The organism is Massilia sp. BAP21, assembly GCF_057801335.1.
In genome coordinates this window covers 1,526,327-1,553,281 of sequence record NZ_CM173596.1, presented here as the reverse complement: position 1 = coordinate 1,553,281, position 26,955 = coordinate 1,526,327, and the positions used below count along the sequence as shown (strand labels likewise).

Below are 26,955 nucleotides of genomic sequence, written 5' to 3'. Positions count from 1 at the left end.
GGTTCCGTATGCGATGGCCCGAGGCTTCAACCGTACGGTGGGCACTTTGTGCCCACGCGGTTACGTGCTTCTCTCTTGGACACGTGTAGGGATGTGTCGCTCGCAAAGCATCCGCGAGCCGTTTGATCGTGGCCCTTGGATGCCGTGCGAGCGACGCTCCGCGGCACGTGGTGCAAGGACACGCACGTAACCGCGTGGGCACGGGGTGCCCACCGTACGGGACACGCACGTATCCTTATCGCGTCTTACAGCAAATGATCCAGCAATTCCGGCCCGAACACCTCGCGGTGCAAGCGCGCCGGCGGCACGCCGGCATCCAGTAGCGCCAGCCATTGCGCCTGCATGAATTTCAGGGGGCCGCACACCCACACCTCGGCCGCATCGCGCTCCCACTCGGGCAGGCGCGCCACCTCCATGCGACCAGCCAGCACGCCGGCTTCGCCATTCGGCTCCTCATAGAACGTCGCCACCTGCAGATTCGGCATCACGGCCTGTGCCGCCGCCACGTCGGCCTGGAGCGGATGGTGCCGCGCATCGCGCGCCGCATGGGCGAAGATCACGCGGCGCTGTGGGTTGACCAAGGCGATGCGGTTGAGTGCCGACACCATTGGCGTGATGCCGACGCCGGCCGACAGCAGCACGATCGTCTCATCCGACTCGGTATCGGGCGTGAACTCGCCGAACGGATGCGTCACCCGCAGCACGCTGCCCACCTCCACGTTCGCATGGATCCAGTTCGACACTTCGCCAGCCGGCGTGGTGTCGAGCGCATCCTCGCGCTTGACCGAGATGCGCATGCTGTCCTTGCCGAATGCATCCGACAAACTGTACTGGCGCAGCTGGTGGCGCCCGCCCGGCAGGTCGACTGCAACGCTGACGTACTGGCCGGCCTGGAAGGCGGGCAGGGGCTGGCCGTCGTCGGCGACGAAGCGGATCGACAGCACGTTGTCGCTCTCGCGCTTCACTTCCGTCACGCGCATCGGGCGGGTGGCGCCGGGCTCGATGCCGGCGGTGCTGTACATCTCGGCTTCGGCGGCGATCAGGAGGTTCGCCAGCGAGTTGTAGGCTTCGGCCCAGGCGTCCAGCAGCGGTGGCGTGGCGGCTTCGCCCAGCGTGGCGGCAATCGATGCCAGCAGGTGGCGGCCGACGATCGGGTAGTGCTCGGCGCGGATGCCGACCGAGACGTGCTTGTGCACGATGCGCTTGACCACCGGCCCCAGCGCTTCCGGCGTGCCGATGTTCGCCGCGTAGGCGAAGACGGCGGATGCCAGCGATTGCTGCTGCGCGCCGCGCGCCTGGTTGCCCATGTTGAACAGGCGCGTCAGTTCCGGGTGCTCGCCCAGCATGTTCTTGTAGAACAGGCTGGTGATGGCGAGGCCGTGCTCGCGCAGGACCGGGACGCTGGCATCGATGTAGGGGCGGGAAGCGGCGGAGATCATGTTGTTTCCTTATTCATGCAAATGAAATGCATATTTAAAGTGTTAAAAAACGCCGGCACGCATGCAGGCGGTGTGGCCGGCGTCAGGCGTTGCCGGCGGTGGTGCCACTCCAGAACATCTTATGCATCCGCACGATCTGCTCGCCGGTACCGCCTTCGGTGATGCGGGCCAGCGTGTAGCGGTCCATCTCGGCGTAGAAGGCGCGCATGCCGGCCTTTAAAACGCCGCGCAGTTGGCAGTCCAGGCTGAGGCCGCACTTCGTGCCTTCGCAGTCGACCAGTTCGTCGTCGCCTTCGAGCTCGCGCAGCACTTGCCCGACGGTGAGTACCTGCGGATCGGCAGCCAGGCGCAGGCCGCCGTTGCGGCCACGCATCGCGCGCACCCAGCCGGCGCGGGCCAGGTGGCCGACCACCTTCACCAGGTGGTTCAGCGGAATGTCGAATTGCGTGGCGATCTCCGCCACCGTTACCGGGTGCGGGCGTTCGCCGGCGCGCTCGAGGTAAATCAGCACGCGCAGGCCGATGTCGGAAAAGCGGGTCAGACGCATCGGATGCTGTTCAGAAAGTAACGTACTTATTCTAGCCGATAAATACGCATTGGGAATGCATATTTTGCGAAAACTATTTTCTCAACAACGGTGGAACGGCCCTATAATCGCGAACTTTGGCTGTCCACATGTGCTCAGCCGTTTTCCTTTTCTAGTACGACCAAAGGACTTTTCGTGAATCTGACACTGGGCCAGAAGCTGTTCCGCACCAAATCGGCCGAACGCGCACACGAGGACAGCCATGCCCACGGCGGCGCCGGCCTGAACCGCACGCTGGGCCTGTTCCCGCTGACCATGATCGGCGTCGGCGCCACTGTCGGCACCGGCATTTTCTTCACCATGGTGGAAGCGGTGCCGAAAGCCGGCCCGGCCGTCATCCTGTCGTTCCTGATCGCGGCGCTGACCGCCGGCCTGACCGCGCTGTGCTACGCCGAACTGGCCGGGCGCGTGCCGGCCTCGGGTTCGTCCTACTCGTTCGCCTACGCCACCGTCGGCGAATTCGCCGCCTTCATCGTGGCAGCCTGCCTGTTATTGGAATATGGCCTGGCGGGGAGTGCGGTGGCGATCGGCTGGTCCGACTATCTAAATAATTTCCTGCAAAACGCCTTCGGCTGGGAGATACCGGCTTCGCTGCGTTCGCCGATGTTCGTATCCGACCACAGCAACCTGACGGTCCACTCCGGGAACTTCAATTTGCCGCCGGTGCTGCTGGTGATCATGTGCTGCATCCTGCTGGTGCGCGGCACCAAGGAATCGGCCACCACCAACGCCATCATGGTCGTGATCAAGCTGGCGATCCTGGCCTTCTTCGCGGCGATTGCGTTTACCGGTTTCGACGCCAACAACTTCACGCCTTTCTTCAATACCGACGACAGCAAGGGCTTTGCCGGCATGGCCGGCGTGACCGCCGCCGCCGGTACCGTGTTCTTCTCCTTCATCGGCCTGGACACCATCGCCACCGCCGGTGAAGAAGTGAAGGACCCGCGCCGCAACGTGCCGATCGGTATTCTGGCGGCCCTGGTCATCGTCACCCTGTTCTACCTGCTGGTGGCCATGGCGGCGATGGGCGCCCAGCCGGCGCACATGTTCGAAGGCCAGCAGGCCGGCCTGTCGGTGATTTTGCAGAACGTGACGGGCAAGGCCTGGCCGGCACTGGTACTGTCGGCCGGCGCGGTGATTTCCGTGTTCTCGGTGACCCTGGTAACGATCTATGGCCAGACCCGCATCCTGTACGCCATCAGCCGCGACGGCCTGATTCCGAAGACCTTTCAGAAGGTGAACCCGCGCACTGGCGCACCGGTGTCGAACACCCTGATCGTTTGCCTGGTGGTGGGCCTGGTGGCCGGCCTGGTTGACGCCACCTTCCTGTGGGACATGGTCAGCATGGGCACGCTGACCGCCTTCATCGTGGTCTCGATCGCGGTGCCGGTGATCCGCGCCAAGCAGGGCCCGGGCGCCGAGCACGGCTTCAAGGTGCCGTTCGGGCCATACGTGATTCCGGGCCTGTCGGTGCTGGCCTGCCTGTACATCATGAAGGACTTGCCGGCCGCGACCTACCGTGTGTTCATCATCTGGATGGTGGCGGCGGTGGCAACCTATTTCCTGTACAGCGTGCGGCATAGCCGGCTGAACCGGAAGCCTTGATCGGATAAACAAAAAACGCCGCGGTCGACGCGGCGTTTTTTTTGGGCGGATTGCAAAGCCTAGCGCAAGGCCGCCCGGTGCTTGCCGAAGAAGGCGCCGGCCTGCCGCAGCGCTTCGTCGTAGCCGGCGCGGCGCTGCTTGCGCAGCATCCAGGCGGCGAAGCCGGTGCCGCCCAGCCACAATACACCGAGCGGCGTCACGTTCATCAGCAGGCCCAGGCCGATCAGGCCCATGAACAACAGCGCCATGCCGCCCAGCAGGGGTAGCAGCTTGGTGCTGTTCTTCGGGTAGGCCGTGACGATGTTGCCGTTGGCCTTGGTGACGCTGCCATCCTCGAGGTCGAACACGGCCGTCGCCACGCCGCTGTCTTCCTTGGCCGGGCCGACGAACAGCACCGCATAGGCGCGGCCTTGCACCAGGCTGTCGCGCGCCGGAATGCTGGCCGTGAAGTGGCGGCCGTTGGCGGTTTCGAAAGTCGCCACGCGCCAGTAGGTGGTCGAGGTGCTGACGTTGCCGTTGTAGCTCGATACCGAGGTATGGCTCTTGCTCTCCGAATGCACCAGGCGGCCGATGTTCGGGAACATCTTCCACTTGCCGCCATAGGCCGAAAACCAGGCGATGGCGTCCCATTCGGCGCGGCGCTGGCGCTCGTCGGCATCGTTCTGCATGCCCTGGCTGGCCTGGGCGGCGTTGCTTTCTCCGTACTTGGCGGCTTCGGCGATCAGGTCGGCGTAGTTGTCGCCATCGACCGGCGTGGCGCCCAGGCGGATCGCTTCGGCCTTCAGGTAGAGGGCGCGGCCCCAGTCCAGCGGCGCCACGCGGCGGGTGGCGCCCGACATGAACCGGCTGTAGCGCTGCAATACGTCGTAGGCGTTCTGGGCGTCTTGCGGGATGTGGCGGCCTTCGAGGTAGACCTCGGCCAGCAGGAGGGCGGCGTCGGTATTGATGCCGTTTTCCGCGCCTTCCGACAGCAGTTGCAGCGCCTCGAGCGGCTTGGCCGGCCCGCCTTCGCCGGCCAGCATCATGCGCGCCAGCAGGTTGGTGGCGCCCATGTCGCCCATGCCGTGCGCCAGGCGCGCGTTTTCCAGCGCGCTCGCGAAATCCTTCGATTCGCGCTGCAGGTGGGCCAGCCAGAAACGGCTGAACGAGGAGCCCAGTTCGGCCGCCATCTTCGTGTACTTGAATTCCTTGATGCGGTCGGCGCGGATCGCCGGGGTGCCGTCGGCATAGGCGCCGACCAGCAGTTCGGCGGCTTCGATGTTGCCTTCCTCGGCCAGGGCGGCGGCTTCCTTTTCCGCGCGCGCGGCGTCGCCGGGGACCGTGCTGTTGAGTTGCTGCTTGAGATCGTCGAGGTCAATGATCATGATGAACGGACTGGAAATGGAGTCGGATGGGGAGACGGATGAACCGATCCATTCTAGGGGCCGCCATTCCCGGCGTGACCTGTAAGCCCTTACAGGATGCGCCGCCGCCGTTTCAGGGCGCGATCAGGCCGAGCGCAAAGGCCTTGGCCACTGCCTGAGAGCGGGTGCGGGTGTCGAGCTTCTTCATGGCGTTATCGACGTGGAAGATCACGGTGCGTTCGGCCAGCGCCAGGATGCGTGCGATTTCCCAGGACGTCTTGCCGGCGCCGACCCAGGTCAGGACTTCCTTTTCGCGCGCCGTCAGCCGCACCGCTGGCGGCGATACTGCGGCGGGCTGCGCCTGGGCGTCCAGGCGGCGCATGCTTTCGTGCAGATAGCTCATCAGCATGTGGCCTTGCGCGGCCTGCTGTTCGACCACGCGCAGGTCGCGCTGGCGCGTGCGTTCGCGCGTCAGGCTGAGCAGGCCGAGCACGCCGCCGCCGCCGATCACCGAGCAGGTCATGCCGGAGCCGATGCCGTGCTGGCGCGCTTCGTCGAAGAAGCCGGCGGTGCGCGCATCCTGCGGCCAGGCCTGGCGGTGCCAGATCGCCGGGACCATCGAGCGGCTGCACTGCGCGATCAGTGGATCAACCTCGAGATAGCCGGCGGCGATGTAGTGGCTGGTCCAGGCAAGCGGGTAATCCGAGAGGATATTCCCGGCCGAGAAATCGGTGGCGTCGAAGGTCTGCGCCTCGCCGCGCACGCGTCCGGCCGGGCTGCCGCCATAGACAAAGGATTCGAAACCGAGCCCGTGCACCGTGCGGCGCAGGTTGTCGAGCAGTTGCTCTTTGGTCGTAGCCAGCAGCAGGGTCTCGAATTGGCGCAGCATCTCAGGATGGTGGCGGGTAGGGGTTCACATGCATAATTGTTTGATAATGCAATTTTACTTCAAGTAAATCAGTGCCGCATAGTTACTGTTCCTCACGTACCAGCGGGCGCACATGGTTCAGCAGGCTGACCAGGGTCTTGCCCGGCTCTTCCCATGGCACCATGTGCGCCGAATGCTCGAACCAGATTGCCTGTTTCGACGGCGCTGTTACCTGATCGAGCCAGGCAACCGTGGGTGCGGTCGGCGTGGTGTAGTCGTGGCGGCCGAGGAACATCACAACCGGGATCGGGAAGGTTTTTACCTGCGAAAAATCGACCTTCACGAATTCCGGCAGCAGGCGTCCGAGCGTGAACAGGCTGCCCTGGTCGATGGCTTTCACCTGGGCGTCGGTGTAGTCGGGCGAGAGCACGGGGCCACTGAAGTAATACGTCGAGTTGCTGCGGAAGGCGCTCAGGCCGCCGTAGTGCTGGGGCCACTTGCGCGCGACGATGATGCGCTCGCGCGTGATGGGTTCCGTGCCGGGGTAGGGTGCGATCGAGGCCAGTTCCTTCAGCGCTTCCTCGTTCTTGTGCAGCTTCGCCTGCTCCACGGCGTACTCATAGCTGATGCGCTCGTTTCCGCGGGTACTGATCACCTGGCCGATGCCCACGTAGGCGTGGAACAGATCGGGGCGCTTGAGCGCCGCGCCCATGCCGACGACCGTGCCCCAGCTGTGGCCCACCAGGATCAGCTTGCGCTTGCCGTAGCGCTTGCGCACGTGCTCGGCCACCTCGATGGCGTCGTCGACATAGCGTTCGATGCGGATCGTCGGCGCTACCTTGTCCAGGTCGCTTTCCAGCAAGGTCTTGCCGGCGCCGCGCTGGTCCCAGTGCACCACCGTGAAGTATTCCTCGATCGGGCGCTGGAATTCCCACATGGTGGGTGTGATCGGCGCCGCCGGACCGCCGTGCACGAACAGGATGATGGGGTTGCTCCGGTCCTGGCCGCGCACGTTCAGCCACTGGTCGATGCCGCCGATGCTGGTCTTGTACGATTCCTGGATGCCGCTCGGGGCGGCGATGCGTTGCAGGTCTTCGATGGCGGCGCGGGCGCGGGCAAGCTGCTTCGCGTCGTTGGTCTCCTGGGCCAGGGCGGCAGGCAGGCCGAGCAGGAGCAGGCAGGTGAGCAGGACGTTCTTCATGGCGCCTCCGCAAAGAGCGAACAGTCGAGCGCACAGGATAAGCCTGTATCGGTCTCGGGTGGGCACGCTTGCGACGGGATGCCGGATCGCGAGGGCGAGCGGTCATCGTGCTTTGCATCGCCTCAATGCGTGCAACTACCCCTCCGTTAGATTGGGCTGCTTAGAGCCTATCCCAGTAGGCCCGAGTCGCTGCTGGCGCGCCTGACAAGCGGGGGCGGCGTTGCTCGTCCTTGCATGGCTGGCCATGCGGCGTCCTCGCGCCTTGCCCGCGCTTGCCATGCTGACGCCATCCGCTTCCCCGTGCCTACTGGAATAGGCTCTTAACCGACTCGACCGCAGGAGACCGCATGCTCAAACGTTATCTCATCGTCCTCGGCGCGCAAACGACATCTGGCGGCACGGTCAGGACCGCCACGTCCTTCATGTCGTACAAGGGCTTGCCTTACGCGCTGGAGGGCGACCTGATCGACTGTCCGGCCTGCGGGCAACAGGGCAGCATCGAGTGCGTGGCGCCTCGCCTCGATGCCCGTTACAACGGCAAGCAATATGCACTGGAACATGACTTGTGCGTATGCGGATGCAGCCCGCCGCCGCGCCTGATCGCGAACCAGCAACACAACTGCCAGGTGTTTGACGACACTGGTTCAAGCAGCAATGCGCTGGACGCAGTGCTTGCCCACATGCAAGCCAGCGCAGGCAAGCGCGATGCGGCGCCGCTGCAACTGATCCGTGCATCGGACGATTCTTGACCCGGCGGCGGTATGGCTGCGCTGCCAGCAGGAGGCTGAGCAGTGGGTAACCGATGCCGGAAGCGGCAAGCCGTTGAGCAGGCCGGATGCGATCAACCGGCGCATCAATTCGGCCTATGCTAGGAAACTGAGCTGCGGCGAACGTCGCCGTCATGCCCATGAAAAAAGCCACGCGCCTTCCGGCAGCGTGGCTTCGTTTACTGAACGCCCAGGATTACAGCACGTTCATTTCCTTCAGCAGGTTATCGGCTTTATCCACGTGCTTCATGTTCCACAGGATGTAGCGCACGTCGACCTGGATGTCGCGGGTGTTGGCCGCGTTGAAGTCCCAGTCCGAGATGATCGAGTCCAGGGTGCCGTCGAAGGCCAGGCCGATCAGCTCGCCGCGCTTGTTCAGCGCTGCCGAACCCGAGTTGCCGCCGGTGATGTCGAGCGTGGCCAGGTAGTTGACTGGCACGGTCTTCAGCACAGGGTCGACATACTTGCCGAAGTCCTTGGCCTTGATCGCGGCCAGCTGGGCTGCCGGTGCATTGAACTCGCCTTCGCCGGTGTGCTTCGCGACCACGCCCTTGACGGTGGTGAACGCGGTCCACGAACCGGTGCCGTCGGCGCCATGGTCACGGCCCATGATCTTGCCGAAGGTCACGCGCAGGGTGCCGTTCGCGTCTGGGTAGACGGCCTGGCCCTTGCTGTTCATGTAGGCGATCTTGGCCTTCATGTAGCCGCCGTAGGCTTTCTGGATCTTGCCGGCGAGTTCTTCCTCTTTGGCTTCGTCCTTCAGGTCGGCGTCATACATGGCAACGGCTGCCTTGATGAAGCTGTCGTTGCTGGCCTTGAATTCGGCCGGCGACTTCTTCAGCCAGGCGGTGCGCTCTTCCTTGTTGGCCAGTTTCGAACCGGCGTAGGCCTTGTCCAGGGCGGCTTTCAGTTCGTCCTGGCTCATGCCTGCGCGCAGGCCGAGGGCGTCGTTGAAGGCCTTGTCCTGCTCGGCGGCTGGCTGGGCCAGGTACTTGGTCAGGAAGTTCATGACCAGCGCCTTATCGACCTTTTCGTCGTAGGTGCGGTCCTGGCCGGTGATCACCGAGGTGACGCGCGCCATGTCGCGTTCCTGGTAGCCCGACTTGCGCTGGGCGTCCGGCTTGGTGCGCTCGTTGGCCAGGCGGTACAGGCTGCGTGCCGAGCTCAGGAAGCGCGGTTGGGCGTAACCCAGGTAGAAGCCTTGCTTGGTGTGGGCATCGCGCTCGGCGATCAGCTTCTCGGCGGTCTCGATGTCGGCGCCGAACTGCTTCTTGCGGGCAGCGTCGCTGTTCACCCATGCCTTCAGGGCATTGTGTTCGGCGGTCTTGCGCTGCAGGAAGTCGCTGTTCTCGTACGAGGTCAGCATGCCCTTGCGGTTCTTGTAGTAGTTGTTGACGCCCGCGATCTGGCCGGCGTACTTCAGCTTGGCGGCCGGGTCGTTCTTGGTTTCGCGTTCGATGATGGCCAGCACTTCACCCGAGGCTTGCACGAAGGCCGGATAGTTCCAGTCGAAGGTGTACTGCACTTCCGACGGCAGGCGGTGGCGGTTGGTGCGGCCAGGGTAGCCGGCAACCATGATGAAATCGCCTTCCTTCGAGCCTTCGGTGGCCAGTTTCAGGAAGTGCTTCGGCACGTAAGGGACATTGTCGGCAGCGAAGTCGGCAGCCTTGCCGTCCTTGCTGACGTAGGCACGGTAGAAGCCGTAGTCGCCGGTGTGGCGCGGCCACATCCAGTTGTCGGTGTCGCCACCGAATTTACCCACGCCCGACGGCGGTGCGTGCACCAGGCGCACGTCGCGGATTTCCAGCTGCTTCAGGCGGTAGAACTCGAGGCCGCCGTAGTAGCTGGCCACGGTGCAACGGTAGCCCGGGGTCTTCTCGCAGGCTGCAACCATTTCCTTCTGGTTCTTTTCGATCGCGTCGATGCGCGCCTTGCCGTTCAGCCTGGCGACTTTCTTGTCGATGATCTGGTCGGTGACGTTGGTCACTTCTTCGGTCACGAAGACGCGGCTGCCCGGCGCGGCCGGCACTTCTTCGCCCAGGGTCTTGGCCAGGAAGCCATTCGCCAGCAGGTCGCGCTCAGGAGTCGAGTTGACGGCGACGCTGTTGTACACGCAGTGGTGGTTGGTGATGACCAGGCCCTGCGGCGACACGAAGGAAGCCGAGCAACCGCCCAGGCTCACGATGGCGCCCATCGGGAATTCGGTCAGCTGGGTCAGGGTGGCCGGATCGAGTTCCAGGCCGGCGGCTTTCAGTTGCTGGGCTACTTGTGGCAGCTGCTGCGGCATCCACATGCCTTCGTCCGCGTGTGCGGCGAAGCTGGTCAGGATGGCGAGCGAGAGAAGGGTCTTTTTCATTCGCATGTCAGGGATGGTTGATATCAGGAGCGTCCGGCTCCGCGGAGCACCCCGGAGTATGGATACTCCACTGTTGCCTCGTCAACCAATATTTCCGTTTCGTGACACGCAGTCTTTACAGCTGTGACCCCAGCAAGGACGCCACTTCGCCGGCCAGTTTTTCGGTCATCGGACGGTTGCGCCAGGCCTCGAGCGTGATCGGGCGGGCGCGCTTCCAGTCGTCTTCGAAGACCTCGCGCTGAGCCTTGGCAAAGTCCGGGTCGAGCAGGTTCAGGTTCGCTTCGTCATTGATGCTGAACGAGCGGTTGTCGAAGTTGGTGGAGCCGACCGAGACCATCATGTCGTCGACGATCAGCGCTTTCACGTGGTACATGGTCGGTTGGAATTCGGCGATCTGGATGCCGGCTTCGAGCAGCGGACCCCAGCGCTCGCGCGAGGCCACGCGCACGATGTCGGAATCGATGTCCTTGCCGGGCGTGATGATGCGCACGTCGACGCCGCGCTTGGCGGCCGCCACCAGGGCCTTGATCGCCAGCTCGTCGGGCACGAAATAGGAGGCCGACAGCAGGATCGACTTGCGCGCGGCCGTGATCGCCATCAGGTACATCAAGTGCATGCTGGCGCTGCCGCCGGTGGGCGAGCTGGAAAACATCTGTGCGGGAATCTCGCCGCGCGCCTGCAGTGGCGGGAAGTAATCGGGGCCGTCGAGGACGGTGCCGGTGGACTTGGTCCAGTTATCGGTGAACACGGCCTGCATCTGGCCGACCACCGGGCCTTCCACGCGGAAATGGGTGTCGCGCCAGTGGTCTTCGTCCTGGGCATTGCCGCGCCATTGGTCGGCAATGCCGACGCCGCCGGTAAAGCCGATCTGGCCGTCGACGATCAGGAGTTTACGGTGGGTGCGGTTGTTCAGGCGCGCCAGTTTCCACCAGGCCGGCTTGTGGTAGCGCTGCACCTGCACGCCGGCGTCGCGCATCGTTTTCAGTGAATCGTCGTCCATCTTGATGCTGCCGACGAAGTCGAGCATCACGTGCACCTTGACCCCGGCGCGGGCGCGCTCGGCCAGGGCGTCGCGGAATTCGTGGCCGATGGTGCCGGACCAATAAATATAGGTTTCGAAGGTGATGCTGGTCTTGGCCTTGCGGATGGCGTCGAGCATGGCCGGGAAAATCTGGTCGCCGTTCAACAGCACATCGACCTTGTTGCCCTCGATGATGGGCGGCCCCAGCAGCACGCCCATCGAGCGGCGGAACTGGGCATCGTGGATATCGTACTGGCGCGTCAGCTGGGTCTCGATCTGCTTTTCGCTCGGCATGAAGTTCAGGGCGAGGAAGCCGGCCAGCAGGGTGACGATGCTGGTGATCAGGACGATGGTAAAGATTCTGGCGCGCATGGGCAGTCTTGGCAAATCGGGCAAAAAAAACCAACGCGTAGCAGCGTTGGTTTATCAGGAACTTACCACGTTATTAGCGTACGCGGCCGCGGCGCAGCAGATTGACGATGGCCAGCAGGATGACAGCGCCCAAGAAGGAAACCAGCAGCGACGATACGCTGAAGTCGTCCGAATTGATGGTGCCCGTACCGAACAGCGGCGACAGCAGCCAGCCACCCAGGAAGGCGCCGACGATACCGACCACGACGTTCAGAATCATGCCTTGCTCGGCATCGGTCTTCATGACCATGCTTGCAAGCCAGCCCAGGATACCACCGACAACGATCCAGATAATGAATAACATTTTTAGTTCCTCCTCATAGTGAAAAAACCTACCTGAGGCCAATTGTTTGAGTGGCCATGTGAAAAAGTCTACGGATTCCAACCGTAGCGGGTCGGTGCGGCAAGTAACGTTAGACGACGAATCTGATGCGGGTATTCCGGGGCCGGATTTGATGCCGCTTCGACTATTGCCCAATGCTTTGTCCGATGCTTACCAAGAGGCGGTTAATTGACGCCCGGAATGTCCTAAACAGGGTGCGTCAGCGAACAGAAGTGAATAGCTCGGCAGGCATATCGTTGATGGACCGGCAATGCCCCATATTCGGGCGCGTTGCACCCCGATTCCGCGTCAGACCCCTTTCGAAAGGATTCATCATGAGCTACGACACCAACAACAACCAGCAGTCGCGCATGGTCACCGGCCTGTTCCCCGATCGCGCCAGCGCCGAGCGCGCCTATGGCTCGATTTCCGACCGCGGCTATGGCCGCGACGACGTCAACCTGATGATGTCGGATTCGACCCGCAAGACCCACTTCAGCGATACCGATACCGAACTGGGCAGCAAAGCGGCCGAAGGCGCCGGCATCGGCGCAGGCATCGGCGGCACCATCGGCGCCGTGCTGGCCGGTATTGCCGCAGTCGGCACCACGCTGGTGCTGCCGGGTGTTGGCCTGGTCGTGGCGGGTCCGCTGGCGGCAGCCCTGGCCGGCGCGGGCGCGGGCGGCATCACCGGCGGCCTGATCGGTGCGCTGATCGGCGCCGGCATCCCGGAAGAACGTGCCAAGCACTATGAAGAAGGCATCCAGAACGGCGGCATCCTGATGGGCGTGAACGCCCGTTCCGACGAAGATGCAGCCCACATCCACCGCTCGTGGACCGAAAGCGGCGGCTCGCACGTGATCGGCGCCGGCGTCGGTGGCACGGCAGGCGCGCTGGTTGGCGCCGGTATCGGTGCCGCGGCCGGCCCGGTCGGCATGGTGGCCGGCGCCGCCATCGGCGCAGTCACCGGCGGCATCGCCGGCAAGGGTGCGGGCGAAGTCGTGAATCCAAAAACCGGCGACGACCTGTCGGAACACCACCTGGCCAAAGGCGTCGGCGCCAGCGCCGGTGCGGCCACCGGTGCGGCAATCGGCGCCGTGGGCGGCCCGATCGGCATGGCGGCCGGTGCTGTCGTTGGCGGCCTGGCGGGCGGCGCTGCCGGCCGTGGCGCGGGCGAAGTGGTCAATCCAAAAGCCACCGACGACCTGAACGACCATAACCTGGCGCAAGGCGTCGGCGGCGCCGGCGGCGCGGTGGCTGGCGCCACGGTCGGCGCGGTCGGCGGCCCGGTCGGCATGGCTGCCGGCGCCGTGATCGGCGGCCTGGCTGGCGGCGCAGCCGGCAAGGGCGTGGGCGAAGTGGCCAACTCGGCGCCTGGCGACGAGCTGCACGACCATAACCTGGCCAAGGGCGTGGGCGCCGGCGGCGGCGCCGCGGCGGGTGCATCGATCGGCGCCGTGGGCGGCCCGGTCGGCATGGTGGTGGGTGCCGGCATTGGCGCCGCTGTCGGCGGCATGGCCGGCAAGGGCGTCGGCGGCCTGGTCAACCCGGCCCAGGAAGACGACTACTGGCGCAACAACTACCAGAACCAGTCGCACTACACCCCGGGCTACACCTACGACGACTACGCACCGGCCTACGCGCTGGGCTACAACGGCAAGGGCCGCTATCCGGGCAGCTACGACCAGAACGAGTCCTACCTGTCGGACGAGTGGAACAGCAGCAAGGGTTCTTCGCGCCTGTCGTGGGACCACGCCAAGGTCGCCAGCCGCGCCGCATGGGACCGCGTCGAGCGCGCGATTCCGGGTGACTCGGACCGCGACGGCAAGTAATTAGCCGGACGTAAAAAAGCCCCGCTGCAGTGATGCAGCGGGGCTTTTTGCTATCTGATGGGGCGCCGCCGCGCCCGTAGGGTGGACGGCTCTGCCGTCCACGCGTCGATAGTTTGCAGCAAGATCATCGTGCACGATATCGGGGCCGATATCGATCAACGCGTGGACGGGAAACCCGTCCACCCTACGCGTTTGTGCCCGGGATTACTGCTTGACGGCTTCCACCTGAATCGCGAGTTTGACTTCCGGCGAGAAACGCGGCAGGCCGAAGTTCACGCCGAAGTCGCTGCGCTGGAAGGTGGCCGAGGCATCCGCGCCGCAGACTTCACGCTTGAGCATCGGATGGTCGATGCACTTGAACTTGTTGATGGTCAGGGTCAGCGGCTTGGTCACGCCATGCAGGGTGAACTGGCCTTCGACAGCCACCGGGGTGTCGCCATTGAAGCGTACTTTATTGCCCTTGAAGGTGGCGGTCGGGAACTGGGCGACGTCGAAGATGTCTGGCTTGCGTGCGTGCTCGTTCATCTTTTCATGGCCGAAGTCCACGCTGTTCATGTCCACGGTGATGTCGACGCTGCCGGTTTTCGCGGCGCGGTCGAGCGTAATCGTGCCCTCGGTCTTGGTGAACTTGCCGCGCCAGACCGAGATGCCCATGTGGTCGGCTTCGAAGCTCGGGTAGGTGTGGCCCGGATCGATCTTGTAGGTATCGGCAGCGGCAAAGGCAAGGCTGGCGCTGGTGGCCAGGGTGGCAGCGACGAGGAACTTGAGTTTCATGTGTACATCCCTTGGTTGGCTTGGTGATTTACTGGCCCGCGGTAACGCGGAACTTGATGACAACTTCGTCGGCGACCATGCTGGTGTCTTTCCACTCGCCTTCGCCGATGTTAAAAGCCAGGCGCTTGATTGGCAACTGGCCTTCGAAAACCTGCTGTTTTCCTGCCGTTTTCACCGTCAGCGGGAAGCTCACGTCGGCAGTCTTGCCCTTGATCGTCAGCTTGCCGGCAACATTCAGCTTGTCCGTGCCGGCTGGCCTGATCGACGTCGAAACAAACGTCGCTTTCGGGAACTGCGCCGTATTGAACCACTCTTTCTTGGCAACCTCGCGGTTATATTCCGGGTCGCCCAGGTCCATGCTGGCCGTGTTGATGTCGACCGCGGCCTTCGAGGCGTCCGGCTTGGCGGCGTCGTAGTCGATCTGGGCGCTAAAAGTCTTGAACTTGGCCTCGACCGGCACGTTCATCTGCTTGAAGGTGGCCGAGACGCTGCTTTTCGCCAGGTCGGTTTTCAGCGGGGCAGCGTGGGCGGCGGCGGCGGTGAACAGGGCGGCAGCGAACAGGGTGCGCAGGGGTGTCATCGGGAACTCCTTATCGGGAAAAGGGCAGCATGCGCTGCATCACGCCGTCGCGGTCCAGCAGCAAGTGCTTGAACGCGGCTAGCACGTGGATAGCCACCAGGGCCGCGAGCAGCATGTTGAGCCAGTAGTGCAGGGCGCCGAGCGTGGGCTTCAGCGCGGCGTCGGCCTCGATGAGCGTGGGCAGCGGGAACAGGCCGAAATACACGACCGGCACGCCGGCCGCCAGGCTGTAGAAGTAACCGGACAGGGGCACGGCGAACATCAGCACGTAAAGCAGGCCGTGCAGGGAATGGGCAACGGTGCGCTGCCAGGCGGGCATGTGGGCCGGGTAGGCCGGCGGGCGCGAACGCAGGCGCCACAGCAGGCGCAGCGCGGCCAGCGCCAGTACCGTTACGCCAGCCCATTTGTGCCAGGAGAAGTAACGCAGCTTGGTCGGCGTGAGGCCGGGAATGTCGGTCATCACCAGGCCGAGCGTGAATGTGGCAATGATGAGGACGGCGATCAGCCAGTGCAGGGCGATGGCGACGGAAGAATAACGCTGCATGGTTGATTGTCCGTGTTCGTACTGGTCAGCGCCAGACTATAACAAAAAGCCACGTCGATGTGGGAGAGGCGGTTGTTTCTTTCTGTACACTAGCATGGATTGTTAAACGTGCACAGCCGTGAAGCCGCCGAATGTAAAATCGTGGCAAGCGTGAATTTATAATTTGGACGCGGCGGCGTCGCACCGTGTAAAGGAAGTCATGCACCATCCCTTGTTCTCGTTGCGTCCGCGCGCACTGGCCATCTGGGTCGGCCTGGCGCTGTGCGCGTCGGCGCCGGCGATGGGCGCCACCTCCGCGCAGGCCGCAACGCCGTTGCCGGCGCCGCAAGCCGATTTCGCCGATCTGTCGATCGAGGAACTGGCGAACATTCAGGTCACTTCCGTCTCCAGGAAGCCCGAGCGCCTGCAGGATGCGCCGGCCGCAGTGTTCGTCATCACCCACGAGGACATCCGCCGCGCCGGCGCGCGCAGCCTGCCCGAAGCGCTGCGCCTGGCGCCGAACCTGCAGGTGGCGCAGATCAGCAGCTACGGCCATGCCATCAGCGCGCGCGGCCTGAACGGCAGCAACAACAGCGCACCGAACAAACTGCTGGTGATGATCGACGGCCGCTCGGTGTATGCGCCGCTGTTTTCCGGCGTGTTCTGGGACATGCAGGACGTGATGCTGGAAGACGTCGAGCGCATCGAGGTCATCAGCGGGCCGGGCGGCACGATGTGGGGCGTGAACGCGGTGAACGGCGTGATCAACATCACGACCCGTTCGGCGCGCGAGACCCAGGGCAGCCTGGCCGTGCTGGGCGCGGGCAGCGACGGCGCCGACCTGGCTTTCCGCCAGGGCGGGCGCAGCGGGGACGCCAGCTGGCGCGTGTACGGCAAGGCGCTGCGCCGCTCCGCCGGTGAGCTGGCCAGCGGCGCGCGCGTGGACGATGCCTGGCGCCAGGCGCAAATCGGCTTCCGTACCGACTGGGAGCGCGGCGCGGATACCTTCAGCGTCAACGGCAACGTGGTGCGCGGGGAGCTCGGGCAGCCGGAGCCGGGCGCCATTTCCGTCAGCGGCCTTGGGCTGCGCCTGGGCGACATCCACACCGAAGGCGCCAACCTCACCGGGCGCTGGCAGCATGCGCTCCCCGGAAGCGGCGGCCTGGCCGTGCAGGCTTACCTCGACCACACGCGGCGCGAAGTGCCGCCTACCTTCACCGAGTCGCTGTCGATCGCCGATGTCCAGTTCCAGCACACCTTGCCGGTGCACGGCGCGCACAGCCTGGTATGGGGCGCCAACTACCGTCACAGCTGGGACCGCGTCACCAACAGCGAAGTCATCGCCTTCCTGCCGGCGCGCGACCGGCAAACCTGGGCCAGCCTGTTTGCCCAGGACGAGATCGCATTGCGTCCGGACCTGAGCCTGACGCTCGGCGCCCGCATCGAACGCAACGATTACACCGGCAACGAATTCCTGCCCACGGCCCGCCTGTCCTGGCGCGTGGACCCGCACCATACGCTGTGGACGGCCGCGTCGCGCACGGTACGCGCGCCGACCCGGCTGGATGTCGACGCCTATATCCCCGGCCGCCCACCATACCTGCTGCAGGGCGGACGCCAGGTGCGCTCAGAGGTGGCGCAGGTGTTCGAGCTCGGCTACCGCGGCCAGCCGCTGCCGGGGCTGTCGTATTCGGCGACACTGTTCCATAACGACTACGACCACCTGCGCACCCAGGAGATCGACCCGACCTCTACCTTTCTCACCTTCGGCAGCCTGATGGAGGGCAGGGCGACGGGGATCGAGATGTGGGGCAGCTACCAGCTCAACCGCGCCTGGCGTTTGTCGGGCGGGTTCACGGCGCTGCACGAACGGCTGCGGCTGAAGGCGGGCAGCAACGACGCGGCCGGGCCGGGAACGGCGGGCAAGGACCCGGAGCACACGCTGCAGCTGCGCGCGCACCATGCGTTCGATGAACGGCGCGAGCTGGAGGTGGCGCTGCGCAAGGTGGCGGCGCTCGAGAATCCTGGCGTGCCGGGGTACTGGGCGCTGGATGCGCGCTTCGGCTGGCGCTTGCGGCCGAACCTGGAGCTGTCGCTGGTGGGGCAGAATCTGAACGGCAGCCATGGGGAGTACGGGGCGGTGGCGACCAGGCTGGAGCTGGAGCGCAGGGTGGGCGTCAAGCTTGTGTGGACCAATTGATGCGGCGGTGGGGTGCGTAGGGTGGACACCTGTGTCCACGCTGTACCACGGATGGGTGTCGATATGTTCTCCATGACCTGCTGCCGTGGAGCTTTGCGTGTTTTGCGGCTGACCAGCAGCTCTACCGCGTGGGCACAGGTGCCCACCCTACAAAAACGTCGCCAATAACGCGGTGAGTGTCCAAATAAAAAAAGCCCGCATCATTTCTGAAGCGGGCTTTTTTCTATACGGAGGCTATCCTCAGATCGCCTTGGCCAGCTGCGCCGCAATCCCCGTGTAATTCGCCGGCGTCATCGCCAGCAGTAGCTCCCTGGCTTCCTGCGGAATCGCCAGCTTGCCGATGAACTCCTGCAGCGCTTCACGCGTAATGCCCTTGCCGCGCGTGAGTTCCTTCAGCTGCTCGTACGGGTTCTCGATGCCGTAGCGGCGCATCACGGTCTGCACCGGCTCGGCCAGCACTTCCCAGCTGGCGTCCAGGTCCGCTTCCAGGCGCGCTGCATTCACTTCCAGCTTGTTCAGGCCGCGCAGGCAGCTGTCGTAGGCCAGCAGGGCGTAGCCGAAGCCGACACCGATATTGCGCAGCACGGTCGAATCGGTCAGGTCGCGCTGCATGCGCGAGACCGGCAGCTTCTCGGCCATGTGGCGCAGCACGGCGTTCGCCAGGCCCAGATTGCCTTCCGAATTCTCGAAGTCGATCGGATTGACTTTATGCGGCATGGTCGACGAACCGATTTCGCCGGCCTTCAGCTTCTGCTTGAAGTAGCCCAGCGAAACATAGGTCCAGATGTCGCGGTTCAGGTCCAGCAGGATCGTGTTGGCGCGTGCGATGGCGTCGAACATCTCGGCCATGTAGTCGTGCGGCTCGATCTGGATGGTGTACGGATTGAAGGTCAGGCCCAGGCGCGACTCGATCACGTCCTTCGAGAACGCCTGCCAGTCGAAGCCCGGATAAGCCGACAGGTGGGCGTTGTAGTTGCCGACCGCGCCGTTCATCTTGCCGAGGATTTCGACATCGGCGATGCGCTTCACGGCGCGCTGCAGGCGGGCGACCACGTTGGCGAATTCCTTGCCCAGCGTCGTCGGGCTGGCGGTCTGGCCGTGGGTGCGCGAGAGCATCGGCAGCTCGGCGTTGACATGGGCGATCTCGGTCAGCTTGGCGATCACGTTCTGCAGGGCCGGCACGATCACGCCGTCGCGCGCGGCCTTCAGCATCATGCCGTGCGAGGTGTTGTTGATGTCTTCCGAGGTGCAGCCGAAGTGGATGAATTCCGACGCCGCCACCAGCTCCGGCACGTCCTTCACCTGTTCCTTCAGCCAGTATTCAACCGCCTTCACGTCGTGGTTCGTGACCGCTTCGATCTCCTTGATGCGCGCGGCATCGGCTTCGCTGAAGTCCGCGGCCATCTTGTCGAGGTGGGCGATCGCTTCAGCCGAAAACGGCTTGATTTCGTCGAAGCCAGCCTGGGCCAGGGCCTGCAGCCACGCGATTTCGACCTTCACGCGGTGGTGCATGAAGCCGGCTTCGGACAGGATCGGGCGCAGCTTGTCGGTCTTGGCGGCGTAGCGGCCGTCGAGCGGCGACAGGGCCGACAGGGAGGAAAGGGGGGCGGTAGCGGTCATGGCGGGCGTCCGTGCAAAAACGTCGATTTTACCATTGGACTGGCCCGCGTCCCTTGTTGCGGGCGCGTCGAAAGCGGCCGTGACGGCGGTTTTTCGCGGCAGGGCCAATGTTATACTCTTATTAAATTATCCTTTCCGAGCGTCTATGAAACTCATCGGTTCGACCACCAGTCCCTATGTACGCAAGGTCCGCGTCGTGATGGCGGAAAAGAAGCTCGACTACTCCTTCGAGCTCGATAACGTGTGGGCCGCGAGCACCCAGGTCCACCTGTCCAACCCGCTCGGCAAGGTGCCCTGCCTGGTGATGGAAGACGGCAGCGCCCTCTACGACTCGCGCGTGATCGCCGAATACCTCGACACCCTGACGCCGGTGTGCAAGCTGCTGCCTGCCAACGGCAACGGCCGCGACCGCGCCGACGTGAAAGTCTGGGAAGCGCTGGCCGACGGCGTGCTCGATGCCGCCGTGCTGGTGCGCCTGGAACGCACGCTGCGCCCGCAGGAACAGCAAAGCCCGCAGTGGATCGCGCGCCAGCTGGGCAAGGTAACGGCCGGCTTGCAGGTCATGTCGGAAAAGCTCGGCGACAGCGCCTACTGCATGGGCAAGAATTACTCGCTGGCCGATGTGGCCGTCGGTTGCGCGCTGGGCTGGCTGACGTTCCGCTTCCCGGAAATCGACTGGCGCGGCGACCATCCGAACCTGGCCCGCCTGCACGACAAGCTGGCCGAGCGCGCGTCCTTCAAGGACACCGTGCCGTTCGAAGCGTGAGCGGCCCGTTGGATAACACGGCAACCGTCGTCTTCGGCGAAGCCCTGGTCGACGACTTCGCCACCGAGCAGGTGGTGGGCGGCGCGCCCTTCAACGTCGCACGCCACCTGGCCGCCTTCATGGCGCCGCAATTGATGATTACCCGCGTCGGCGCAGACCGCAACGGCGAAAGCGTGCGCGCCGAGTTCGAGCGCTTCGCCATGTCGCAGGCCGGCCTGCAGCGCGACGCCATCGAGGAAACCGGCCGCGTGCTGGTCGAGCGCCTGGCCAAGGGCCACCGCTTCATGATCGTGCCGAACCAGGCCTACGACTACATCGAGCGCGAGGCGGCGCTGGCGGCCATGGCGTCGGTGACGCCCTCGGCCATCTACTTCGGCACCCTGGCCCAACGCAGCGAACGCTCGCGCGGCACGCTGCAGGCGCTGTTGTCGGCTACAGGCGCCACGCGCTTTCTCGACCTGAACCTGCGCGAAGGCCAGTACGGCGAGCGCACCGTGTTCCACGCGCTGCATGCTGCGGATATCGTGAAGGTGAACGAGGAAGAGCTGCAGGCTTTGTTCCAGTGGTACTTCCAGCTCGGCCCGAACGACCCGCCGCTGGCCCCCAACGAAACCCGTTCGGCCTGCGCCGGCCTGCTGCAGATGTTCGGCCTGCAGGCGCTGATCGTCACGCTTGGTCACCGCGGCTCGGTGTATTTCGGCCGCGACGGCGCCACGATCGACACCCGCGACACGCCGGCGCCGCCCTTCGTCATCGACACGGTGGGAGCAGGGGATGCATTCTCGGCGATCTTCCTGCTGGGCCGTGCACGCGGCTGGCCGCTGGACGTCACGCTCACGCGCGCCAACGAATTCGCCGGCGCGATTTGCGCCGTCACCGGCGCCGTGCCGCGCGACCTGGGCTTCTACGACAAGTGGATGAGCCGCTGGCGTTGATTTGATCCGGCCGGTTGAACGCCGGTCGATTATGTTTGCAATTGTTGCGTTGCGCCGTAGGGTGGACGGGTCCCCCGTCCACGCGTTCAACCACACATCGAACAAATGCGCGTTTGATATTACACCCTACAATCCGAAACCCTCGCCAACGCCCAGCAGCGTCGCCACGCCCAAGGCCGCAAAGATCAGCGCCGCAATCCCGTGCACCAGCGTGAGCGGAATCTTGTTCGCGATCCGCTCGCCGAAGTACACCGCCGGCACGTTCGCCAGCATCATGCCGAAAGTGGTGCCCGCCACCACCGTCACGATCTCGTTGTAGCGCGCTGCCAGCGCCACGGTGGCCACCTGCGTCTTGTCCCCCATCTCGGCCACAAAGAACGCCAGCACGGTGGTAAAGAACACGCCGAACCTGGCCAGCGAGGCCTCGGTCTCGTCGACTTCGTCGGGAATCATCGCCCACACCGCCATGCCCAGGAAGGACAGGCCCAGCACCCAGCGCATGACCGATGGCCCCAGCAGCTCGCTCACCAGTGCGCCGACGGCGGCGGCAAAGGCGTGGTTCAGCAGGGTGGCGACAAAGATGCCGACAACGATGGGCAGCGGACGGCGAAAGCGCGCGGCGAGAAGAAAGGCCAGGAGCTGCGTCTTGTCGCCGATTTCAGCGAGGCCGACGATGCCGGTAGCGACCAGGAAGGCATCCATAAAGTGGTGCGTGCAAAAGCGCGGATCATAGCAGAGTCAGGCCCGCGAAAGCGCGTCAATACAGCGCCGGTTCCATGTTTGGTAGGGTGGACACCCGTGTCCACGCTGTACGGCACTTGCATGTCGAACACCGCGCCGCGCCGCGCCCCATCCTTTCGCACACCACCCTAAAGTGCTATCCTGCCCAGCTGCTTCCGCCCGCCCCAGGGCCGGGCCACACCACCAACGAGACACCATGACAACCAGTACCTTGCTGCGCGCCACCCTGTGCGCCATCCTCGGCACGGCCAGCGCCCAGGCCCTCGCGCTCGACCCGCTCAGCTACGCCAACTACGACCAGGTGCGCACCCGCGCCCTGCACATGGACCTGAAGGCCGACTTCGAGAAAAAGACCCTGTCCGGCTTTGCCGAACTCTCGCTCGACTGGCTCGACAAGTCCGCCCGCACCCTTGACCTCGACACGCGCGAACTGACGATCTCGAAGATCGAAGCCCAGGACGCCATGGGCCGCTGGGCCCCGGCAAAGTACAGCCTCGACAAGTTCGACCAGGAGAAGGGCCAGGCCCTGCACGTGCAGCTGCCGGCGCAAGCGCCGAAGGTGCGCATCCACTACCACACAGCCCCCACCGCCAGCGCCCTGCAATGGCTCACGCCAGCCCAGACCCTGTCCGGCAAGCGTCCCTTCATGTTCAGCCAGTCGCAGTCGATCAACGCGCGCTCCTGGGTGCCGGTGCAGGACACGCCATCGGTGCGCTTTACCTATACCGCGCGCATCGAAGCGCCGCAAGGCCTGCGCGTGGTGATGAGCGCCGATAACGACCCGAAGGCGACCGGCAAGGGCGGCTGGAAGTTCACCATGCCGCAGCCGATTCCGTCCTACCTGCTGGCCATCGGCATCGGCGAACTCGAAGCGCGCACCCTGGGCGGACGCACCGGCGTCTACGCCGAGCCGCTGCGCATGGAAGCCGCCGCCTACGAACTGGCCGACACCGAAAAGATGGTCGAAGCCGCCGAGTCGCTCTACGGCCCGTATCGCTGGGGGCGCTACGACATGCTGGTGCTGCCGCCGTCCTTCCCGATCGGCGGCATGGAAAACCCGCGCCTGACCTTCCTCACCCCGACCATGATCGCCGGCGACCGCAGCCTGGTCGACCTGATCGCCCACGAACTGGCGCACAGCTGGTCGGGCAACCTGGTGACCAACGCCTCGTGGAAGCACTGGTGGCTGAACGAAGGTTTTACGACCTACGTGACCACGCGCATCCTGGAGGTCTTGTATGGCCAGGAAGTCGCGCTGATGAACCTGCAGCTCGAGCAGGAAGAAGCGATCGACTCGCTGAAAGACATCCCGCCGGCCAAGCAGGCCCTGATCACGCGCGCCGCCGACACCGGCTCCAGCACCTACACCGACGAAGGCCTGGCTTATCCGAAGGGCGCCTGGTTCCTGCGCACGCTCGAAGAGCGCGCCGGCCGCGCCGTGTTCGATCCCTTCCTGCGCGGCTGGTTCGACAGCCACGCCTTCCAGAGCGTGACCACCGACCAGTTCGTCGCCTACCTGCGTTCCAATCTGCTGGCGAAGCATCCGCAGGTGATGAGCGACGCCGAACTCGACGAATGGCTGTACGGCCCCGGCATTCCGGCGAGCGCGAAGCATGCCAAGTCGCAGCGCCTGGTTGCGCTGGACGCGACCACCGCCGCCTGGATGGAGGGCGAACTGCCGACCGCCAAGCTCGATACGAAGGGCTGGACGGCCGCCGAGTGGATGAAGTTCCTGAACGATATCGACAACAAGGTGGATGCGAAGCGCCTGAAGGAACTGGACCTGGCATTCGGCCTGGCCAAGACCGGCAACAACGAAGTCGCCTTCCGCTTCTACCGCGCCGCCGTGCACGCCGGCTACCGCGACATCCGCCCGCAGCTGAACGCCTTCCTGATGAGCGTCGGCCGCCAGAAGTTCGTGGTGCCGCTGTACACCGCACTGCGTGCGAATGCGGAAGACCGAGCCTGGGCCGAGAATGTCTACAAGTCCGCCCGCGAACGCTACCATCCTGAAACGCAGGGTAGCGTCGATAAACAGATGGCCAAACAATAAAAGGAACCAGAGAGTGCAACAGATGAAACCGCATTTCAAACACCTTGCAGCCGCAGTCCTCATCGCGTTTTCTACCACCGGCGCCTACGCTCAAACGCCAGCGCCAGCGCCAGCGCCAGCGATCGCCGCCATCGCGCCCGTCAGCGCCTACGACCTCGAACAGGACGTCACGCGCACCATGAAGGCCTTCGACGTGCCCGGCATTGCGATTGCCGTTGTCAAGGACGGCCAGGTGATCGCCGCGCGCGGCTTCGGCGTGCGCAAACTCGGCGAGCCGGCGAAAGTCGACGGCAAGACCCTGTTCGAGATCGCCTCGAACTCGAAAGCCTTTACCGCCGCCGCCCTGGCCATGCTGGTCGACGACGGCAAGCTGAAATGGGACGACCCGGTGGTCAAGCATCTGCCGGACTTCCAGATGTACGACGCCTACGTCACCCGCGAAATGACGGTGCGCGACTTGCTGACCCACCGCAGCGGCCTGGGCCTGGGCGCCGGGGACCTGCTGTGGTGGCCGACCACCAGTTTCACCACCGACGAGATCATCGAGAAGCTGCGCTACATCCGCCCGGCTACGAGCTTCCGCAGCAGCTATGCCTACGACAATCTGCTGTACATCGTGGCCGGCAAGATCATTGCCCAGAAGTCCGGAAAATCCTGGGGCGACACGGTGCGCGAACGCATCCTGACGCCGGTTGGCATGAGCACGACCACCACCAGCCTGGCGGAGAATGCGGGCAACCCGAACGCCTCGAACGCGCACAGCAAGATCAAGGACAAGATCAGCGCCGTGAAGTCGATGCCGGTGGCGAACGCCGTCGGCGCGGTGGGCATCAATACGAATGCCGAAGACATCGCCAAGTGGATGCAGGTGCTGCTCGACGGCGGCCGCGTGGCCGGCGCCAAGGGTGCCGACGGCAAGGAACTGCGTTTGTGGTCCGAAGCGCAATCGCGCGAAATGTGGACCGCGCAGACGCCGATGAAGATCAACACCCCGAAAGGCCCGCTGGCGTCCACCAAGCCGAACTTCTACGCCTACGGCCTGGGCTTCCAGCTGCGCGACTACAAGGGTCAGCTGGTGGCCATGCACGGCGGCGCACTGCAGGGCTTTTATTCGCGCGTGCTGCTGGTGCCGGAATCGAAGCTGGGCATCGCGATCCTGACGAACGCCGAAAGCGGCGGCGCCCTGAGCGCGCTGCAGTACCGCCTGATGGACCAGTACATGACCGGCTCCACGCCGACCGACTGGATCAAGCTGGTGTCCGAGGTCGAGGAAGAAGCGCACGCCAAGGAACTGGCGCGTCTGAAGTCGGCATCGACCACGCGCGCGTCCACCTCCAAGCCGTCGCTGGCGCTGTCGGCCTACGAAGGGCAGTACGAGGACCCGTGGTACGGCATCATGAACGTCAAGCGCAATGGCAACAAGCTGGTGATGTCGTTCTCGAAGACGCCTGATCTGACCGGCGAGATGGAGCACTTCCAGCACGATACCTTCATCGTGCGCTGGAAGGAACGCAACTTCAATGCGGATGCATATGCGACGTTCTCGCTGAACCATGACGGCAGCATCGATCATGTGAAGATGAAGGCGGTGTCGGAAGAGACCGACTTCAGCTACGACTTCCATGATTTGCTGTTCACGCCGGTGAAGGCGGCAGCGAAGAAATAAAACGAACGGGGCCGCGGCCCCGTTTTTATTGCGCCGACGACCCGCGCGTCATTGTTGGCTTAAACCGTACGGTGGGCACCCCGTGCCCACGCGGAATGCGATGTCATCGGTGGCCGTGTTCTGGACGCGTTGCGCATATCGAGACAACGTGTCTCAAAGAACAATCGCTAACGTTTATCTTGGACGACAGCTAACGCTGTGCAGAGTACCGGCATCAAACGGAGCCAACCCGTATCAGGCTTCCGCGTGGGCACGGCGTGCCCACCGTACGGTCACCGCCCCGATCATTCCTGCCTCACGAATATGCCGGCGCTACGATAAAAAACGGGGCCATCGGCCCCGTTTACTACTGCTTCACGAATTTCAACGTCATCCGATCGCTCTCGCCAATCGCGATGTACTTCTCGCGATCCTTGTCCTTGTTCGCCAGCACCGGCGGCAGCGTCCACACGCCCTTGTCGTGGTCGGCCTTGTCCTTGGCATTCGCATTTACTTCCGAACGCCCCGCCAGCTTGAAGCCCGCACTCTCGGCCATCTTGATCACGTACGACTCGTGCACGTAGCCGCTCGAGGCCTTTTCGTCCTGCTTCATCGACGCCGGCAGACGGTGGTCTACCACGCCCAGCACGCCGCCAGGTTTGAGCACCTTGTGGATTTCCTTGAAAATCGTCTTCACCGAGTCGTCGCCGTAACCCACCCAGTTGTGCAGGTTGCGGAAGGTGAGCACCATGTCGACGCTGTTCGGCGCGGCGATCTCGTAGCGGCTCGGCGGCTCGAACACGCTGGTCACGACCTTGTCGTACAGCGCCGGATTCGAGTCGAGCTTCTTCTTGAAGGCTTCGCCGTAGCGATTACCCGGTGCGACGGCCTGGCCGGCGCCGATCAGCTTGCCCTTGTCGCGCAGGTAGGGCGCCAGGATCTCAGTGTACCAGCCGCCCGAAGGCACCAGCTCCACCACCGTCATGTTCGGCTTGATGCCGAAGAAGGTCAGCGTTTCGTAAGGGTGGCGGTAGACATCGCGCGCGCTGTTGGTGGCGGCGCGGTGTTCGCCGGCGATGGCGGCTTTCAAAGCGTCGTCGGCGTGGGCGGCGCCCATCATGCCAGTGGCCAATGCTGCTGCCAGGATCAGTCGTTTCATCGGTTGCGTCTCCATTGTGGTTGAGCGTCGCGCCCGATGATCAGGCATGCATACCGCACAGTCAAGCGAATCCGCGCGCACCTTCGGAGGGAGTGTCAATACAAAAACGCCCTCGCATGCAGCAGCCGTGCGTAGTCGTGTAGCCAGTTTGTATCGGCCGCCAAGATTGCCTATTCAAAACGTTTAGTTGCTGATAATGTTGAGCAGT

22 protein-coding genes are annotated in these 26,955 nt (G+C 64.3%); 8 read left to right on the top strand and 14 right to left on the bottom strand.

Annotation, left to right across the window (positions count from 1 at the left end; all coding sequences use genetic code 11):
- Positions 1–245: 245 nt before the first annotated feature.
- Together ACWYRN_RS06825 and ACWYRN_RS06820 are read right to left on the bottom strand one after the other, a co-directional pair.
- Entirely contained in the window at positions 246–1,439 is a 1,194-nt protein-coding gene (locus ACWYRN_RS06825) for a globin domain-containing protein (protein WP_488691717.1), read from the bottom strand.
- Positions 1,440–1,521: 82 nt separating this feature from the next.
- Positions 1,522–1,986, bottom strand: coding sequence for an RrF2 family transcriptional regulator (locus tag ACWYRN_RS06820; RefSeq protein WP_488691716.1), 465 nt, complete (start codon positions 1,984–1,986; stop codon positions 1,522–1,524).
- 174 nt (positions 1,987–2,160) lie between these two features.
- Between ACWYRN_RS06820 and ACWYRN_RS06815 the strand changes: the two genes are divergently transcribed.
- Entirely contained in the window at positions 2,161–3,630 is a 1,470-nt protein-coding gene (locus tag ACWYRN_RS06815; protein ID WP_488691715.1) for an APC family permease, read from the top strand.
- A 59-nt stretch (positions 3,631–3,689) separates the two neighbouring features.
- On the opposite strand, the gene ACWYRN_RS06810 is transcribed toward ACWYRN_RS06815, so the two are convergent.
- The 3 genes from ACWYRN_RS06810 to ACWYRN_RS06800 form a co-directional block, all read right to left on the bottom strand.
- Entirely contained in the window at positions 3,690–4,994 is a 1,305-nt protein-coding gene (locus ACWYRN_RS06810; RefSeq protein ID WP_488691714.1) for a tetratricopeptide repeat protein, read from the bottom strand.
- A gap of 112 nt (positions 4,995–5,106) precedes the next feature.
- The gene (locus ACWYRN_RS06805) at positions 5,107–5,862 is read right to left on the bottom strand and encodes an autoinducer binding domain-containing protein (protein WP_488691713.1); all 756 of its coding nucleotides are present in this window, start codon (positions 5,860–5,862) and stop codon (positions 5,107–5,109) included.
- 82 nt (positions 5,863–5,944) lie between these two features.
- Positions 5,945–7,042 (bottom strand): alpha/beta hydrolase, encoded by a 1,098-nt coding sequence (locus ACWYRN_RS06800; RefSeq protein ID WP_488691712.1) that lies wholly within the window; start codon positions 7,040–7,042, stop codon positions 5,945–5,947.
- A gap of 347 nt (positions 7,043–7,389) precedes the next feature.
- Here ACWYRN_RS06800 and ACWYRN_RS06795 point away from each other — a divergent pair, with 347 nt between their 5' ends.
- Complete coding sequence (locus ACWYRN_RS06795; protein ID WP_488691711.1) at positions 7,390–7,791, top strand: PAAR domain-containing protein; 402 nt, start codon at positions 7,390–7,392, stop codon at positions 7,789–7,791.
- 214 nt (positions 7,792–8,005) lie between these two features.
- On the opposite strand, the gene ACWYRN_RS06790 is transcribed toward ACWYRN_RS06795, so the two are convergent.
- The 3 genes from ACWYRN_RS06790 to ACWYRN_RS06780 all read right to left on the bottom strand — a co-directional run bounded on the left by ACWYRN_RS06790 (position 8,006) and on the right by ACWYRN_RS06780 (position 11,901).
- The gene (locus tag ACWYRN_RS06790) at positions 8,006–10,165 is read right to left on the bottom strand and encodes a S46 family peptidase (RefSeq protein WP_488691710.1); all 2,160 of its coding nucleotides are present in this window, start codon (positions 10,163–10,165) and stop codon (positions 8,006–8,008) included.
- A 115-nt stretch (positions 10,166–10,280) separates the two neighbouring features.
- Positions 10,281–11,558, bottom strand: coding sequence for a cardiolipin synthase (gene cls / locus ACWYRN_RS06785; RefSeq protein ID WP_488691709.1), 1,278 nt, complete (start codon positions 11,556–11,558; stop codon positions 10,281–10,283).
- Positions 11,559–11,631: 73 nt separating this feature from the next.
- Positions 11,632–11,901, bottom strand: coding sequence for a GlsB/YeaQ/YmgE family stress response membrane protein (locus tag ACWYRN_RS06780; protein WP_036212790.1), 270 nt, complete (start codon positions 11,899–11,901; stop codon positions 11,632–11,634).
- Positions 11,902–12,254: 353 nt separating this feature from the next.
- On the opposite strand from ACWYRN_RS06780, the gene ACWYRN_RS06775 reads away from it, so the two are divergent.
- Positions 12,255–13,751, top strand: coding sequence for a hypothetical protein (locus ACWYRN_RS06775; protein ID WP_488691708.1), 1,497 nt, complete (start codon positions 12,255–12,257; stop codon positions 13,749–13,751).
- 204 nt (positions 13,752–13,955) lie between these two features.
- On the opposite strand, the gene ACWYRN_RS06770 is transcribed toward ACWYRN_RS06775, so the two are convergent.
- Genes ACWYRN_RS06770 through ACWYRN_RS06760 form a run of 3 tightly spaced genes read right to left on the bottom strand, consistent with a single transcriptional unit; the run spans position 13,956 to position 15,649 of the window.
- Positions 13,956–14,525, bottom strand: coding sequence for a YceI family protein (locus tag ACWYRN_RS06770; RefSeq protein WP_488691707.1), 570 nt, complete (start codon positions 14,523–14,525; stop codon positions 13,956–13,958).
- A 28-nt stretch (positions 14,526–14,553) separates the two neighbouring features.
- Positions 14,554–15,105 (bottom strand): YceI family protein, encoded by a 552-nt coding sequence (locus ACWYRN_RS06765; protein ID WP_488691706.1) that lies wholly within the window; start codon positions 15,103–15,105, stop codon positions 14,554–14,556.
- A gap of 10 nt (positions 15,106–15,115) precedes the next feature.
- On the bottom strand, positions 15,116–15,649 hold the full coding sequence (locus ACWYRN_RS06760; protein ID WP_488691705.1) for a cytochrome b: 534 nt from the start codon (positions 15,647–15,649) through the stop codon (positions 15,116–15,118).
- A 199-nt stretch (positions 15,650–15,848) separates the two neighbouring features.
- Between ACWYRN_RS06760 and ACWYRN_RS06755 the strand changes: the two genes are divergently transcribed.
- Entirely contained in the window at positions 15,849–17,828 is a 1,980-nt protein-coding gene (locus ACWYRN_RS06755; RefSeq protein ID WP_488691704.1) for a TOL_0244 family TonB-dependent receptor, read from the top strand.
- A 240-nt stretch (positions 17,829–18,068) separates the two neighbouring features.
- Here the strand turns inward: ACWYRN_RS06755 and purB are convergent, their stop codons facing one another.
- Positions 18,069–19,448, bottom strand: a complete 1,380-nt coding sequence (gene purB / locus ACWYRN_RS06750) for an adenylosuccinate lyase (RefSeq protein WP_488691703.1) — start codon at positions 19,446–19,448, stop codon at positions 18,069–18,071.
- Between the two features lie 145 nt (positions 19,449–19,593).
- On the opposite strand from purB, the gene ACWYRN_RS06745 reads away from it, so the two are divergent.
- Both ACWYRN_RS06745 and ACWYRN_RS06740 read left to right on the top strand, forming a co-directional pair.
- Positions 19,594–20,214: a glutathione S-transferase N-terminal domain-containing protein gene (locus ACWYRN_RS06745; RefSeq protein WP_488691702.1), complete on the top strand. Its 621-nt coding sequence runs from the start codon at positions 19,594–19,596 to the stop codon at positions 20,212–20,214.
- Between the two features lie 8 nt (positions 20,215–20,222).
- Entirely contained in the window at positions 20,223–21,149 is a 927-nt protein-coding gene (locus tag ACWYRN_RS06740; RefSeq protein WP_488691701.1) for a PfkB family carbohydrate kinase, read from the top strand.
- A 126-nt stretch (positions 21,150–21,275) separates the two neighbouring features.
- Here ACWYRN_RS06740 and ACWYRN_RS06735 read toward each other — a convergent pair whose 3' ends face one another.
- Positions 21,276–21,851 (bottom strand): TMEM165/GDT1 family protein, encoded by a 576-nt coding sequence (locus ACWYRN_RS06735; protein WP_488691700.1) that lies wholly within the window; start codon positions 21,849–21,851, stop codon positions 21,276–21,278.
- A gap of 235 nt (positions 21,852–22,086) precedes the next feature.
- Between ACWYRN_RS06735 and ACWYRN_RS06730 the strand changes: the two genes are divergently transcribed.
- Positions 22,087–23,943 carry a M1 family metallopeptidase gene (locus ACWYRN_RS06730; RefSeq protein ID WP_488691699.1) on the top strand — a complete coding sequence of 619 codons (1,857 nt, stop codon included), beginning with the start codon at positions 22,087–22,089 and terminating at the stop codon, positions 23,941–23,943.
- Positions 23,944–23,965: 22 nt separating this feature from the next.
- Positions 23,966–25,609 (top strand): serine hydrolase, encoded by a 1,644-nt coding sequence (locus ACWYRN_RS06725; RefSeq protein WP_488692785.1) that lies wholly within the window; start codon positions 23,966–23,968, stop codon positions 25,607–25,609.
- A 346-nt stretch (positions 25,610–25,955) separates the two neighbouring features.
- Here the strand turns inward: ACWYRN_RS06725 and ACWYRN_RS06720 are convergent, their stop codons facing one another.
- Complete coding sequence (locus ACWYRN_RS06720; RefSeq protein ID WP_488691698.1) at positions 25,956–26,747, bottom strand: class I SAM-dependent methyltransferase; 792 nt, start codon at positions 26,745–26,747, stop codon at positions 25,956–25,958.
- Positions 26,748–26,955: the final 208 nt, after the last annotated feature.